Genomic DNA, 14516 nt, shown 5'->3' with positions numbered 1-14516 from the left:
CGGTCGGCGCCGGGAGCGCGCGGGCACAAGGACCGGCCGTGAGGGCCGGCACTTTCGCTGTCCGCGCCCCCGGCCGCTCGCGCCGGGGTTCAGTACCGCTTGGACTCGTTCACGTCGGCCAACTGCACGACCACACACGGCTTGCCGGCCACGTTCACGTTCTCGTGCACCCCGACCACGACGAACTCAGAGCCCCGAGGCATGAGCCGCTCCCGCTCGGCGTTGCCGAAGGCGGAGATGTGCGCGACGGCGGCACCGCGTCGTGAGACCGTCTCGAAGACGACGCCGTGGTCGGCGTTGCCGAACTCCCCGTCGTCGTCCTCCCAGTAGCGGTCGGCGAAGCCGGCAGCCACCTCCGGGCAGTGGGACACCGACATGTAGGAGTCGTCCCGGTAGCGGCCGCCGACGACGAAGTTCTCCCGGGCCCAGGACGCGACCCGGTTCTCCCTGCGGACCTCGAGCGGCGGGGTGTACCCGCGGAAGCACCGGTGTGCCTGCTCGGACTCGCCGGCGGCCGCGATCGCCGAGTCGATGTGGCCCGTCACGACCCGCATCGGCGTGTGCATGTCCTCGGCCGGCTGGTCCAGGTCCCGGCCCTTGTAGAGGTGCTCGTTGATCTCGCTGTATGAATGACCGGTGTACGTCGTGACCCACTGGCGCTGGTTCTCGTCAAGGTTGGACGCCCACGCTTGCGACTCCGGCACCAGGCGACCGGCCGTCACCTCGTCGAGGCCATCCCGGTACCCCTCATCGCTCAGGCCGTGCCGTTCCCAGGGCTTGGCCACGCGGCGGGAGGCGGCCGCGTGGATGATCTGCTCGGCGTGATCGACGGGAACGCGGTCGTAGACGACCTGGCCGTCCTCGGTCCGGTAGGGCCAGGGCGAATTGGCCAGCGCCTGGTAGCGGTCGCGGTCGAGGCGGCTGAAGACGACTCTCGCGTACGGAGGGTCGTCCCCCTCGCCCGGGTAGATGGTGGCGGCCCCACCGAAGCCCTGGTCGTTCCAGGCACTCGTCTGCCCGCCGTCCTCCCGAGGGGGCAGCACCCTTGCCCGTCCGCCGACGCCGACGGCTCCGGCCAGAGCTCGCGCCGCACGGGTCTGCTCCGGCGGAGGCGGGGGCGGCGTCTCGGCCAGCGCCGCAGGATCATCGGCATCCGGATAGGGCTTCTTCGGCTGCCTCCCGCGGATGTAGGCGCGGGCCGCGGCCGCGCACTTCTTCGCGTTGACCGCGTACATCCGCGCCCGGTCGTCGTCACCTGACTCCAGAGCTTCCTTGGTCCGCGCCGCCCATGCCTGAGCGTTGGCGAACGCTTCCTGCGCGTCCTGGTCGCCGGCCTCGGCGACGGCCTTGCCCAACTGGGCGGAGGCGGCCCGTCGTGCCGACCGCATGGCCGGCTGCGAGGACGTGCACCGCCGTCCCCCCTTCGCTATGGACCTGCACACGTCCGCTCCCCTCCGCTGCCTCTCGCGCGATTACTCGTCCGAGTGATCACGCGATCTTGCGGGGGAGGAGCTGTGGACAGAGGACGCCGGAGCGGGCGGGGCGGCGCATGCAGTGAGCCGAGGCGGCATGACGCCGCCCCGGCTCAGGGTGAGGTTGAAAGTTGTTCCGCCGCCCGCTGACACGTACGGCGCCCGGGCTCAGTCGGTCCTACGTTGTTGGTGGGCTCGTTGCCGCGGAGTGCGCGAGAACTGAGGCAGAACCCTCCGGTGCAGCGGCGGCCGGCCCCGGACCGGCGATGAGCGAGCCGCCGATGTGCGGGCTCCGGCCCTGCCCGGCCGCCGCCGGGATCAGCCGAAGGTGGGGCGGGGGTTGGGGCGCCGCTGGATGGACTGATCGGTCGCCACCTGCACAGACGGGAGGCTGTCGACGCGGCCGTCCTCCTTGAAGACCACGGTGACGCCGCCCACGATCTCGAAGGCAGGGTCGCGGTCCTTCAGGTACTCCCGCGCGCCGACCTCGAAGACGTACATGTCGTCGTTCTCGACGATCGTCCGGTCGTCGATGCAGAACGTGCCGTTCGTCCAGGTGGGCTGAAGCTCCGCGACTACGCGGTCGCGTGCCTGCTCGTACGTGATCGCCATGGCAGTATCCGTTCCTCGGTATCTTAACTCTAATGTACGCGAGTAGGTTATAAATGTCAAGCGGGTGTGTTGCTCGCTCGCTCAGTCCGCGATGAACGACGCGAGAGCCTTCTTCGACGGGGTGGGCTTGTCGTCGAGCCGCAGGAACCCGGACTCCGTGGCGAGCGAGAAGTAGTGCGAAGCATCGGTCACCGGTGGTGTCGGCTGCGCGTCGATGAAGCGGACCTTGCCACCGACGTTCTCGACGTTGAAGGCGTGCCCACCACCGTTCTTCCAGCGCACCCTGACGATCCCACGCGACCCGGGCTCGGCGAACGCCCGCTCCACCTGCGCCCGCCCGACATCCGCTGACGCCTCGCAGTGAGTGAACTTCTGCCAGCCGCCCCACGGCTCGCTGTACTCCACATAGGTACGCCCACCCGTCGTGTCGGGCGCCGCTTCGACGTCCAGCCCACGCCGACGCAGCTCATAGGCCTGAGAGACATGGGTGCAGTTGTGCGAGTACGCACGCACCCCTTGCTGATACTTCGGGTTGGCGCCGGCCAGTGCCTTGTCCACTTGCTTGGCCGTACGCCGCGCCTCAGCGGCCCGGGCCACCCGCCCCTGCGAGTCGTACCGGGCCAGGTACGCCGCGTGGTTCATCTGGTTCTTGGCGTCGAGCGCGGCACGCTCGGCAGCCTCGTGGTCGCCGACCGCGGCGGCCGCACGGGCGCGGTCGGCGCTGGACTGGGCGCGCTCGTGCGCACGCCAGGCAGCACCGCCGTAGTCGATGCTGCCGTCGTCGAGGGCCTGCCGGTACGACTTCGCCGCGGCGGAGGTGACCGTGGCGTACCGGGCGCGCCGCACCGCGAGACTGCTCCCCCGGCAGCGCCGGCCGCCCTGGGCGAGTGATCTGCACACGTCTGCTCCCCTGCTTCGGGCCAATTGCCTGGCCGTTCACGCAGCAGGCTGGAACGGCAGCCCTGTGGACAGAGGCCGCTCCCCTCGCAGGCGCCGACTTGCAGGAGAGCGCGTGCAGGGGCGTGCACGCAGCAGGAGGCGGGGCGGCCGGTGAGCCGCCCCGCCTCCTGCGGGTGATGCGATTCAGCCGAGGTGGTCGGCGATCAGGGCGGCGAACTCCTGCTCGCTGAGGATCTTCGTGCCGAGCTGTTCGGCCTTGGCGAGCTTGGACCCGGCGCCCTCGCCCGCGACCAGGATCGTCGTCTTCTTCGAGACGCTGCTGGAGGCCGTGCCCCCCGCATTCTCGATCAGCTCGTTCATCTGGTTGCGGTTGCGCCCCTCCAGCGGCCCGTGCATCCCGCCCGTGACGACGACCACCTCGCCCGCCAGCGGCTTGCTGCTCGCGCTGCTGCCGCTCTCGGCGGTGGCAGCGCCGTCGTCCTCGCCCATGTTGACCCCGGCCGCGACGAGCTTGTCGATGACCGGGCCCATCGCGGCGATGTGCGCGGCGATCTTGGGGGCATTCGCGCCAGGGAGCTTGTTGACCGCGGCGAGCGCCTCGGGGTCGGCGGCACGGATCTTGGCCATGGTGCCGAAGTGGCGGGCGATCTCACGGGAGAGAGTGCGGCCGGTCCGCACGATGCCCAGGGCGCAGAAGACCCGGTTCAGGGGCTGCTTCCGGGCCTTGTCGAACTGAGCCAGCAGGGAGTCGGCGCGCTTCTCGCTCCCGGTCGCCTCCGCGAGCTGGTCGCGGTCCAGGAAGAACAGGTCCCCCAGGTCGTTGACCAGTCCCTTGTCGACCAGCGCCTCCAGGTAGGTCACGCCCAGGCCCTCAATGTCGAGCTGGTCGCGGCCGACGGCGTACTTCAGCGACGGCAGCAGGCCGCAGCTGCCGTTCACGCCGCCCGCGCACTCCCACCGTTCGCCCGACTTGTCGATGCCGCCGCCGCACTTCGGGCAGGCCTCGGGGAAGACGATGTCGCTCTCCGCGCCCGTGCGCAGCGCGGTCACGGGTGATTCGATCCGGGGGATGATGTCGCCGGCCTTCCAGACCTTCACGGTGTCGTTGATCATCAACCCGCTGTCGCGGATGAACGCGGGATTATGCAGGGTGGCGTAGGTGACGGTGCTCCCGTCGACCTCGACCGGTTCCAGCACGGCCCGCGGGGCGATGATGCCGGTGCGGCCGACGTTCCACTCCACGGCCAGCAGCCGGGTCTGCGCCTCGACGGCCGCGAGCTTGTAGGCGATCGCCCAGTGGGGGTGGCGCGTGGCGAACCCGGCCGCCTGCTGCTCGGCGAAGCTGTTGGCCTTGATGACGACGCCGTCGATACCGAACGGAAGCTCGGCGCGCAGCTTCTGGATCTCCTCGACGCGGGCCTGCGCCTCGCCCAGGGTGGCGCACACCTTGAGGCCGACCTCGGTGCTGCTGGTGGTCTGCACGCCGAGCGCGGCGACCTGGGCCATGACGGCCTCATGCGTGTCACCGTGCAGGAAGGCGACCTCGTCGAGGCCCACCGCGCCGTAGGCGAAGAACGTCGTGGCGATCACGTACGGACGGTCCTTCGCGCGCAGCGTGCCCGCGGTGCCGTTGCGCGGATTGGAGAACGTCTTCGCGTTGTGCGCGGCGCGGATCTCGTTCGCCGTCCGGAACTGTTCGCTCGTCAGCAGGACCTCTCCGCGGATCTCCACGGTCGCGGGAACGGGCAGCTGGACGGGCAGCCCGACGATCGTTCCGATCGCGTGCGAGAGGTCCTCGCCGTAGGTGCCGTCGCCGCGGCCGACCAGCTGCACGAGGTGGCCGTCACGGTACCGGGCCGCGATGGCGGCCCCGTCCAGCTTCGGCTCGACCGCGTAGCCGCCGGTGACCGGGCCGCCGGTCCGGCGGGCCAGCGACGCGCCCCACTTTTCCAGGCCGGTCGCGTCGAAGACGTTGTCGAGGCTGAGCATGGGCACGGTGTGCGGGACATCGCCGACAGGGGCCACGCCTCCGCCGACCTTGCCGGTGGGGGAGTCGGCCCGCTTGTGGTCGGGGTGCTCGCGCTCGTAGGCGGCGATTCCCCGGCCGAGGGCGTCGTACGAGGCGTCGTCGAGGGTGGTGTCCCCGTCTCCGTAGTACGCGGCGCTGGCGGCGAGGGCCTGGTCGACCGCCTCGTTGTAGGCAGCGCGGTCGGTCAGGGAGGTGGCGGGTGCAGCAGTCGTCATGCGGTGATCCTTTCGTGGGGGTCTGACAATCGGCGGTGGGGCGTGGCGGGGGTCAGGACAGTTCGAGGTGGGCGTTGCACACCCAGGACTGGATCCAGCCTTCGGTGACGCGGTCGAGCCGGACTTCGTGGACGTTGGTTCCGGCCTCGCACAGGCCGCACTCCACACGGTCGGCGCGCAGCAGCCGGAGCGGAGTGAAGCGGGTATCGCTCGGGACGCTCCACCGCTCCACCCGGCGGATGTCGCTGTCGTGCGGCCGGTAGCTGACGGGGATGCGGGACATCCCCGGAAGGTCGTGGTGATCGGTGCCGGTCACGGTGACCGTGGTGCCGTTCACGGTGAGCAGGTCGCCCTTCCGCAGTTCGCGGGCCTCGACGCCGGTGACGACGGAGCCGGTCATGACGTACACACCCGCGGGCAGGTCGGCAAGACGCAACGCAGATGTCCTTTCGCGAGGTCGGGAGGTGCGGCCGGGCGGGGTGGGCTGGCCGCACCTCGTTTGTGGTGCAGGGGCCGGCGAGTGGCTCGGGCCTGCACACTGCTGATGGGCTACGCGGCGGCGGCGAAGGCGTCGCGGATGGTCTTGAGCTGCTTCTCCGCATTCCTGACGCGCGGCTTCAGCTCCTCCAGCTCGCGGGTGGCCCGGGTCAGCTTCTTCCGGGTCGTGGCGAGCTCAGCGGCGAGCCACGTGGTCTTCTGCGCGCGGTCTACCAGTTCGGCGAGCGTCAGGCCGCTCACGTCGATCGTGGACGGGTCCGGCGCGGCCTTCGGAGCCGTGGCCGTCGTGTTCTTGTGGACCTTCGTGTGCGGCCACACCCCGCTGGCCTTCGACCGGGTGAACTCGCAGTTGGGCCAGGCGCAGTTGTAGACCACCGTGCCGTCCGCCAGGAGGACCTTCAGGACCTCCTTGAAGTAGCGGGGATTCTCAGGGGTGCTGCGCGGGGTCTCGGCGAACTCGAACTCGATGACCTCAAGGCCGTTAAGGATTCCGTTGTCGGTTGCCACAGGTGCAGCTCCTAACGTGAACGAAGGGGAGGGAAGTCGGGGGAGGGGGCCACGGGCGCCGGGGACGGGACCGGCGCCCGTGGCTGGTCGGTGAGCTGTTACACGGCGGCCAGCTCAGGCGGCAGGCTGTGACGGTCGATGAGGTCGAGCACCCACGACGGCGCCCCGTGCAGGGAGTCGCCCCCGGAGGTGGGGTAGTACGGCTTCTCACCCCGGTTCTGGTCCGGGGCGGGCTGCTGACCGGTCTCGACCCAGGGGCCTGCGAACCTGGCGACGTCCAGCCGCCAGATGTTCTCCTCGGCGAGGTAGCCGAAACTGACGCGGTCGGGGCGCAGCGGGTAAGGCGTCGGCATGTTGAGGGGGTGCCACTGAGGGATCTCGGCGGCACCGGTGATCTCGAAGTGGATGGTGCGATGGGCACTGTCGTGTGTGCGGACGAAACTGCTGGCCAGACTGCACGGCAGCGGGGCGTCGGGGTCGGCCGCAGCGGTCATGAGTCCGTTCAGCCACGCGGGGCGTCCGGCGCTGCCCCTTTCGGGGTAGTAGTGCTCCTGGCCGCGATGCGCCTGTCCGGGCCGGCCGTCGGGCGCGTAGTTGCCCGTGCACGTGACGAGGTCCAACTGCCATGCGGAACCCTGGCGGCTGATGTAGCTCAGCCGGAGGCCGGTGACGGCCAGAGGGGCGACGTCGGAGGGCACGTGCGGCAGCAAGCCGACTGCGGAGGAGGCGATCGTGTAATCAACGACGCGGGTGGCCGTGTCGTTGATCAGGGTGAGAGCGGCGGTCACTGTCACTGTGGGGGAATCCTTCTCGGTCGACTCAGCGGATGCGGGTCTGACGGGCGGAGATCGCGGCGTCGCTCAGCAGGCACGCTGGGCAAGGGCGAGCGGTTGTGGCAGAGGGTGGGCCGGACTTCCAGGTGAGACCACGCCCGCATCGGGCCCACACAGAGGCCATCCAGCAGCCGTCGCGTTCCTCGGGCCAGAGGCTGGAGGGGGTGCCCGCCCAGTACCGGATCTGCCAGGGGCCGGCCGCGATGTGGACGAGGACGCCGTCCTCGTGGTCGCTGACGCCGTGCCCGTAGAGGGAGGCATCGTGTTCGGCGTCGGGGGACAAAGGATTCTCCGCGCTTCGGTCGCTTCGGTAGCTGGGGGAGGGGGCCGCCGGGAGCGGGTGGGGTGGGGCTCCCGGCGGCCGGTCTGACGGGCCGGTCAGGCGGCCAGGGCGAGGAGCTGGCGGTGAGCGGCGGTCTTCTTCTTGGTGACCGTGCCGGTGTCGGACAGCGACCGCGCCGCGCGCACCGAGTCGGAGTTCGCCTTGGCGTAGTGGTCGAGGTACTCGCCGATCGCGTTCCAGCCCGCCCACGCGGTGCCCCGGATGGACTCCTGGGTGTCCGCGTTCTCGAAGAGGTTGCGCAGGGTGTCCATGCGGACCTCGTAGTTCTTGCGGGTGCGGGGGGTCGGGCTGGTCGGGACCGGCCACAGGTCACGGCTGGTGACGAGCTTCTCGAACTGGCCCATAGTGAGAGGGGTGTTGAGCATCCGCTCGGCCTCGCGCTCGAACGCGTCCTGCCAGTCGAAGAGGACGGCCAGCTCGTTCTCCAAGGTGACGAGCTTGTCCAGGGCAGAGGCGGTGTGAGGGACCGAGACCTTGTGCTTGGCGCCCGCGATGATGATCCGCTGCATGTTGCCGCAGTCTGCGCGGGTGGGGCCGATGTGCAGGGAGTTCGCGGAGGAGCCGTCGTGGCTGCCGAACAGGGTGAGGTGCATGCTGTGCTCGTCGATCCCGCCGATACGGACCGTGCCCGGCAGGCTCATCGCGATGAAGAACTTGCGGCCGTGGTCGTAGGCGCCGGCCTTGTGGAAGACCGCTCCGGACTCGGTGCGTGCCAGGTCGAGGACCCGCTCGTACGCCTCGATCTGGACCGGGGTGTACTTGCGGCCGACGGTGCCGAGATACTCGGTGCGCTTGGTACGCGGGTTGGTGCGGACGGTGGCGCGGGTGTCGGGCATCTCCACCTCGGTGGCGGTGACGCCGTCCTCGTGGATCGTGACCTCGGTGGCGGTGACGTTGCCCATGAGGCGGACGTTCCAGTCGCGCAGGTCGGCCATCTCCAGGGCCTCGCGGGCGCTGGTCGCCTCGCGGACGCTGGTGCCCAGGATGGTCCAGGCGTCCTTGCGGCCCGGGGCGCGAAGGGCGGTTCCGGTGGTGGGGCTCTCAAGCACAGTCACAGGCGAAACTCCTCGATCAGTGGGAGTCCCGTCCGACCCCCTGACACTTATAACTTTACTCATCAGGTACAGTAGAGTCAAGTTAAAAGCGTCAATGAAGTTGAGGGAGGGCACCCCGTACATCCCGCGGGCACAGCAAGAAGCCCGCCGGTAGACAAGTCGTCGACCGGAGGGCAGCGGGAGGGGCGGTGCGGCACACTCATCCGTGGCGCAGGAGAGTCTTCGGAGGAACATCACATGGTGCGGCGTACGGACAGGCAGGCGCGGATCCCGGCGATGGCGGTCGTGGCCCTCGGGGTCGTGGGAGTAGTGGTGGCGGTGGTCGCCGACGCGGCGCAGCAGACGGCTGCCACGTGGGCCGCCATCGTGGTCGTCGCCTCGTGCACGGCGTGGCTCGCCTGGGACGGATGGCGGCGCTGGCAGTGCGAGCGGGCTGAGCGGTCCGGAACGCCGGCCGAGTAGTGAGGAAGTTGCCGCGGACTTCCGGGCACAAGAAGGGGCCGGACGACAGACCGAAGTCTCCCCCTTCGGTGAAGAAGGGGGTTTGCAAGGCCGTCCGGCCCCTCACCGCGAGCCCCACCCGAGGCGCCAAGGCGCTCCGGGAGGAGTGTGCACGCCTACTCTAGCGGCCCAGGGGAACGCCCTGAGCCCTTCCTGGGAGCTCTGCGTGTGATCACGCGTCCATGTCGACGAGAGCGCAGTTGTGGAACCCGTCGTCGGTGAGTGCGTGCTGGGGTCCCTCCCTGTCGCTGTTGGGGACGGGGCTGCCGCGCCACCGCAGCGGATCTCCCAGTTCGGCAGGAGCGTCCGGAGCTCCGCTCAGCCAGTCGTAGACGCCGCCGTTGTCGTAGAAGTAGGTTGCGCCGTCCTGGTGATAGAACTCGGAGTTGCCCTGGTACCACCCTTCGTCGAGGAGCTGCCAGCGGCAGACGATCGTCCGTCCGTACACCTCGTGGATGGTGCCGAAGACGCGGTTGATGTCGTCGGCGGTGTACCCGTCGGCGAAGACGCCGCGGAGAGCGGCGATCTCGGCCGGGTCGGCCGAGGCCAGCGCGGTCTTGCTCATGCCTTTCTGCCTTTCAGGTGAGATGAGCGGGGTGTCCGGTCGGCCCTTTGCCTGATGCCCAAGCCGGGGGCGCCGGTGTCCGTCAGACGGTCTCGCGGACGATCCGCTCGGCCTCCTCGTGACCGCACTGCGCGACCAGGTATGCCACCTGCCTGCCCAGACCCTGGTTGTTGACGTGCTCGGCTGCCTGGCGGCCTGCCTCGTCGTGCAGTTCGTCGGTGTCGGTGCCGTCGTCGGTTGAGTTGGCCGCCTCGCTCGCGTACCGCGAGGCAGCGTCGTGCACGGCGTCGTCCAGGTCGCACGGGTCGACGCCGAGGGACTCGGCGAGGGTGAGGATCCGGGCCGTGTGGGCGGCGTCCTCGGGGCTCAGCGGAGCATCGGCTTCGATGTCGAGCACAGTCGGTCACCAGCTTCTTCTCGGCGCCCAGTGGTCCTGGGCAGCGCGGCAGGGGCGGTAGGGCAGTAGGTCAGGCGCCGGCCGGCGGGCTCTGGTCGACGGGCAGCTTGCGGTTGCGGATCAGCCACTCCCGTGCCTCGGCGACGTCGTAGGCGCTGCTGGAGTCCTTCTCCGGGAAGGGGTCTTCGCTGGTTCCCGGGGTGTAGGTCCGCGCGAAGTACTTGATCGTGCTGGCCTTCAGGCCGAGTTCGCGGGCCAGCGCCGTGGGCCGCATACGGCGGGGTTCCTGCGGCACCGGAGTGTCCTGCACGCGAAGGGCGGCCCGGCCCGCGTCCTCCAGGTCGAGCAGCTCGGCGAGCCACTCCGCCTGCCCGGGTTCTTCCAGGTGGATGGCTTCGGCCAGCCACTCGGAAGGCACCCCGATGCCGGAGGCCCGTGCGATGCGGGCACGCTCGATGACGTCGCGCTGGCCCACGGTCAGGCCCAGCTCGTCAAGGTAGACCGTCCCGTCGGCACGCGGCTCTGCGCCGTCGGCAGCGTGCTTCATCAGCCACGCGCGGACCTCCGCCCAGACACGCGTGCCGTGCTCATCGGGCTGTGGGATCGGGTCGTTGTGACGCAGCAGCCATGCCCGGACCTGGCTCCAGGAGGTCTTGCCGTCGTAGTCCGTCGGCGGGAAGGGGTCGGCGACCTCGCCGGCCGGGTACCGCTCGGCGTACTTGTACACCGCGCGCCGCGTCAGGTGGAGCAGCTCGGCCAGTTCGCCGAAGTCCATCAGTACCCGGGCGGGCCTGGCGGCGAGGACCTGCGCTGCGAGGTTACGGGGCCCGGAGCGGTCCGCACGCGAGAAGGACTGGGCCGCGTACCACTTCAAGACGGCGTCGCGGTCGCGGTAGATCGTGCGCCCGCTGCGTGCGACCTCGCCGGGGAAGGTGGGGTCCGGCGTCCAGTTGTTGATGTGCTTACGGCCGGTGGCCTCGGCGATCTGCGCAGCGGTGACGCGCTCGGGCAGCACAGCGAAGGCTTCCCGGACATCGTCGATGGTCTTCATGGGGGCTCCGGGCGGACGTATGGGCGGCAGCGGCGGGCAGGGAAGCCCACCTCTAGGTACTCTCTAATGTTCTCATGGAGGAGAGTGAGTGTCAATTATTGCGGTCATCGGCGAGCGGCGGCAGAGGCCGACCGTCACGCTGGGCGCGAAGCGGCCCGCCGGCGGCGGCTTGCCGCTCTGACGGGGGAAGGCGTAGCGGGGGAGGGTGCCCGCGGTGCTCGCCGCCGGGATCGACGGCGCCCAAGAGGTGACCGCAGGCGTCGAGGAACCCGGCAAGGCCCAGATCTCCAGCGCGCGGACGCCCGGCGTGCCGCCGAGCATCGGGTGGATGCCCGCCCGAGGGCCGGACGGCGGCGTCACGCAGGGCCGCGAGCCGCTGTCCAGTCAACCGGGGCGGCACGCCGGTCAGCCCCAGACCACGCCGCGGCCGCGGGCGGCGCACCACTGCGCGAGGGCGTGCAGCTCGGCCAGACGCTGCTGCAGGTAGCCGGCGCGACGGCCGCCCATGTGGGTACGCCCGCTCCAGTAGCCGTCGATGCCTTCGTCCTCCGGGGTCAGGGCAAGCGCGACCAGGACGCGGCCGAGGAAGTCCTCGGCGGTCGTGTCCCCGGCACCGTCACCTGTCAGGGGCCGCTGGTTGGTGGGCTCCACGCTGTTCGCCGGCGCCTCAGCCTGGTGTGCGGCCGAGTCGGCCGACACTCCCGGGCGGAGGCCGAGGAGCTCAAGGAGTCGGGCCGCGTTGCGCTGAGACACATTCACTTCCGGCACATCGCCGTCGGGGTCGGTGCCGTGCACCCGCAGCGGGTACTCGGGGCAGACCTCGGGCATCGCACAGCCGGGCATCGCGTCCCGGACGGGGCTGGCGGTCAGGGCTTCGGCGAGCGCGTCCTCGTAGGTCGTGTGCCGTGCTGCGAGCGCGGTGGCGCGTTCGCAGCCACAGCTGGCGGCGAACCGGCGGGGCGGGCGCCAGGAGGCGGTGAAGGTCACGGACATGGGCGCACCCCTGGTGTCTGTGTTCAGCGGATGAATGCAGGCCGGCGGGCGTGCGCTGCGGACATCGCACCGCACACCCCGCGCGTTCAGAAGCGCGCCGCGACCGGACCGGTCGAGTGGAGCTGCGAAGTGAACGGGCTGGCCATGCCGGGGTCGGTCCCGAACAGCATCCGGTGGATCGCGCGGGCGTACAGCCACTCCTCGTCCCAGTCGCCGTCGCTGTCGATCGCGAAGCAGTCCGGGGCGAGCGTGTGGGCCCGCAGCATGACGGCGGTGACCGCCACGTTGTACGGCCTGGGCCGGGAGAATCCGGTCTTGCAGAAGCTGTAGGTGAAGCCGCGCTCGTCCTCGTGCTGCGGGTCCAGCTCGATCGAGAAGGTCTCGTAGTCCCCGTCGGCGGCGGCCAGACCGTTGAAGACGATGGCTTCCTCGTCGATCCGGGGTGCCCCGGTTCCCGCGCCGCCCGCGAGTGCGATCCCCTCGGCGCCCTCGACGAGGTCGATGATGGCCGCGGCGTCGAGGCGCAGCTGAAGCCAGACGGACCGGAAGCTCTCCGCCTTGGGCGTGTACGCGAAGTAGTGGGCGTGTCCCATGCGGAACTCCTTGTGCTCGGGTGCGGATCGCGGTGACCGTGCCGGGCGCTTGCATCACCCGACCACCTAAACTCTAATGTACCTCACTGGGTGAGTATTGTCAATGGTTCGTGATGCGCTGAACGGGAGGGGGACGCCTCGGCCGGTGGCGCTCCGTGCCGCGGCCCGGCGGGGCGCCGATCCGCTCACACCCCGCTGGGCCAACCCAGCTTCAAACTGACGCACCCTCGCCCTGCACAGAGAGGGGCCACAGATCGCAGTAGTCGAGCACGGGACGGCGCGGCCGGGTGCCGAGGAGAAGTTCGACCGTGACGCCGGCCTCGTCGGCGATGCAGGCGAGGTCCACGACGGACGGCTCGACGGTGCCATCGAGGAGCCGGGGGAGTTCCTCGTAGCGCAGCGGCCGGCCCTGGGACTCCAGGCGTACAGCGAGGGCTCGGATGCGCTCGGTGGGGTTCAACGGCGACCTCCAGGGTTGCGGGGAGTGCTGCGGAATCGACGCGTCTCAAGGGCCTTGGGGCGGCAACTCCCGCCCTGCCCATCAGGTCAGCCCGAGCCGCGCCCGGCGTTCGGCAGCGACCTTCGCGAGATGGGCACGGATCAGTGCCACGGTTGCACCCTCGAAGGAGTTGTACGGCTCACCAATCCCCGGCCCGGACCACATTCCGTCGGCCGTGCGGCGCACGGGCCCGAGCTCCGTGCCGCCCACGCGGACCGACTGCTCACCGCCGGCCGACGCACCGAGCCGGGCGAGGGCGAGAGTGTCGTTGATGGTGCGAACGGTGCCCAGCCGCCCGGTGTCATCGAGCACGAGCGCGGTCGCCTCCAGTCGGACGCCGGCTTCGGCGGCCAGGGCCGAAAGCTCCCCAGCGAGGACGGCCCGCTCCGGTTCGGCGGTCCGGCAGGATGCCGCTGTCAACTTCTCGGCCGCCGTGCGGACGGCTACCAGGCGAGCGGCAGTTGCACGGCACTCCTTCGCGGACCCCGCGTAGCGGTCGCCAGGAAGCGCCGCCATGGCCGCCTCGATCTCCGTAAGGCCAGTGGTTGGTGCGGCGCTCCGGAGGTTCCGCCAGATCCGGTGGAGGGTGTCCATGTCCGCGTCCGCGCCGCGGCGGGAGGTGTACCGGCCGCACAGATCGGCGGGCGGCCGCTCTGCGGTCGCCACCAGGCGTGCACGTGCCTGGTGGCAGAAGGTCAGCAGCCGTGCCAGTGGAAAGGCGAGCCAGTCCCGGGCGTCGCCGCCCGACTCGCCCAGCAGGGCCTGCGCGGGCTCCTGGACCTGCAGGAGCAGCCGCGCGATACGCCGGCACCCGGTGCGGCTGTGTACGGCGTCCCGCTCGCTGCCCACGACATCGAGACCGGCGAAGATCGCCGCCACGTGCGGCTGGCGGAGGGCGTAGAAGGTGAAGGCCCGCGCCGTGACGTCAGTGAGCTCCTGGCGCTGCAGCGGGACGAGACCGACAGCCACTCGCGCCTCCGGGGAGCCCGAGTACGCGGCGGCTGGCTCGTCCGGCAGACCGTGACCCGCGATGTGGAACATGACGGCGTCCGCACCTGCGCCCTGCGGGCTACGGCGGAGCGGGCCGGAGTCGGGGCCGACCCGCGCGAGATGCCCGCCGCTCGAAGCCAGGACTTGGCCAGCGACGCGGCCGTCCGGGGCCAGGAGGTCGTGCGCGCCCGCCTCAGCCGGGCGCAGGCGGAACGAGGGGAAGGCGTTGAGGGGTTCGGTGTTCATGACAGTGCGACTCCAGGTGAGACGGGTAGGTCCGCCCGACCGAAGGGGCAGGCGGTCATGCCGGAGAACATGCGGCCGGGCTCGTGCGGGCGGCGCCGGATGCCGGGACTTGGGCGGAGGGGATGACCATGACGAACTCATCCGGCCGCCACACGAAGGACTCACCGCGATGGACAGGTGAGCCACTGACCAGACGGTCTGCTCGCCGGCCCGCCCC

General features: G+C 70.5%; 17 protein-coding genes. 1 reads left to right on the top strand and 16 read right to left on the bottom strand.

Annotation, left to right across the window (positions count from 1 at the left end; genetic code table 11):
* Nucleotides 1-89: 89 nt before the first annotated feature.
* The 9 genes from FEF34_RS38130 to FEF34_RS38090 form a co-directional block, all read right to left on the bottom strand.
* Nucleotides 90-1388, bottom strand: coding sequence for an ADP-ribosyltransferase (locus FEF34_RS38130; protein WP_138058035.1), 1299 nt, complete (start codon nucleotides 1386-1388; stop codon nucleotides 90-92).
* A gap of 402 nt (nucleotides 1389-1790) precedes the next feature.
* Complete coding sequence (locus tag FEF34_RS38125) at nucleotides 1791-2084, bottom strand: hypothetical protein (protein ID WP_138058034.1); 294 nt, start codon at nucleotides 2082-2084, stop codon at nucleotides 1791-1793.
* Nucleotides 2085-2165: 81 nt separating this feature from the next.
* Nucleotides 2166-2984: a toxin glutamine deamidase domain-containing protein gene (locus tag FEF34_RS38120; protein ID WP_138058033.1), complete on the bottom strand. Its 819-nt coding sequence runs from the start codon at nucleotides 2982-2984 to the stop codon at nucleotides 2166-2168.
* 183 nt (nucleotides 2985-3167) lie between these two features.
* On the bottom strand, nucleotides 3168-5228 hold the full coding sequence (ligA, locus tag FEF34_RS38115; protein WP_138058032.1) for an NAD-dependent DNA ligase LigA: 2061 nt from the start codon (nucleotides 5226-5228) through the stop codon (nucleotides 3168-3170).
* Nucleotides 5229-5280: 52 nt separating this feature from the next.
* The gene (locus FEF34_RS38110; protein ID WP_138058031.1) at nucleotides 5281-5664 is read right to left on the bottom strand and encodes a hypothetical protein; all 384 of its coding nucleotides are present in this window, start codon (nucleotides 5662-5664) and stop codon (nucleotides 5281-5283) included.
* A 113-nt stretch (nucleotides 5665-5777) separates the two neighbouring features.
* Entirely contained in the window at nucleotides 5778-6233 is a 456-nt protein-coding gene (locus FEF34_RS38105; protein ID WP_138058030.1) for a hypothetical protein, read from the bottom strand.
* 98 nt (nucleotides 6234-6331) lie between these two features.
* Entirely contained in the window at nucleotides 6332-7027 is a 696-nt protein-coding gene (locus FEF34_RS38100) for a hypothetical protein (protein WP_138058029.1), read from the bottom strand.
* 25 nt (nucleotides 7028-7052) lie between these two features.
* A complete protein-coding gene (locus FEF34_RS38095) occupies nucleotides 7053-7349 on the bottom strand; it encodes a hypothetical protein (protein WP_138058028.1) in 297 nt (98 codons plus the stop codon).
* 95 nt (nucleotides 7350-7444) lie between these two features.
* Nucleotides 7445-8464: a DUF932 domain-containing protein gene (locus tag FEF34_RS38090; protein WP_171053364.1), complete on the bottom strand. Its 1020-nt coding sequence runs from the start codon at nucleotides 8462-8464 to the stop codon at nucleotides 7445-7447.
* A 237-nt stretch (nucleotides 8465-8701) separates the two neighbouring features.
* Between FEF34_RS38090 and FEF34_RS38085 the strand changes: the two genes are divergently transcribed.
* A complete protein-coding gene (locus tag FEF34_RS38085; protein ID WP_138058026.1) occupies nucleotides 8702-8926 on the top strand; it encodes a hypothetical protein in 225 nt (74 codons plus the stop codon).
* A gap of 211 nt (nucleotides 8927-9137) precedes the next feature.
* Here FEF34_RS38085 and FEF34_RS38080 read toward each other — a convergent pair whose 3' ends face one another.
* From FEF34_RS38080 to FEF34_RS38050, 7 genes are all read right to left on the bottom strand, one after another.
* A complete protein-coding gene (locus FEF34_RS38080; RefSeq protein ID WP_138058025.1) occupies nucleotides 9138-9530 on the bottom strand; it encodes a hypothetical protein in 393 nt (130 codons plus the stop codon).
* Between the two features lie 82 nt (nucleotides 9531-9612).
* Nucleotides 9613-9927 (bottom strand): hypothetical protein, encoded by a 315-nt coding sequence (locus FEF34_RS38075; protein WP_138058024.1) that lies wholly within the window; start codon nucleotides 9925-9927, stop codon nucleotides 9613-9615.
* 70 nt (nucleotides 9928-9997) lie between these two features.
* A complete protein-coding gene (locus FEF34_RS38070; RefSeq protein WP_138058023.1) occupies nucleotides 9998-10978 on the bottom strand; it encodes a hypothetical protein in 981 nt (326 codons plus the stop codon).
* Between the two features lie 405 nt (nucleotides 10979-11383).
* On the bottom strand, nucleotides 11384-11971 hold the full coding sequence (locus tag FEF34_RS38065) for a hypothetical protein (RefSeq protein WP_199800769.1): 588 nt from the start codon (nucleotides 11969-11971) through the stop codon (nucleotides 11384-11386).
* Nucleotides 11972-12057: 86 nt separating this feature from the next.
* Nucleotides 12058-12564: a hypothetical protein gene (locus FEF34_RS38060; RefSeq protein ID WP_138058022.1), complete on the bottom strand. Its 507-nt coding sequence runs from the start codon at nucleotides 12562-12564 to the stop codon at nucleotides 12058-12060.
* A 211-nt stretch (nucleotides 12565-12775) separates the two neighbouring features.
* Nucleotides 12776-13024 carry a transporter gene (locus tag FEF34_RS38055; protein WP_138058021.1) on the bottom strand — a complete coding sequence of 83 codons (249 nt, stop codon included), beginning with the start codon at nucleotides 13022-13024 and terminating at the stop codon, nucleotides 12776-12778.
* Between the two features lie 81 nt (nucleotides 13025-13105).
* On the bottom strand, nucleotides 13106-14299 hold the full coding sequence (locus FEF34_RS38050; protein WP_138058020.1) for a hypothetical protein: 1194 nt from the start codon (nucleotides 14297-14299) through the stop codon (nucleotides 13106-13108).
* Nucleotides 14300-14516: the final 217 nt, after the last annotated feature.

Origin of the sequence: Streptomyces marianii, assembly GCF_005795905.1 — a bacterium.
Lineage (GTDB): Bacteria > Actinomycetota > Actinomycetes > Streptomycetales > Streptomycetaceae > Streptomyces > Streptomyces marianii.
This window is presented reverse-complemented; position numbering and strand designations above follow the sequence as displayed.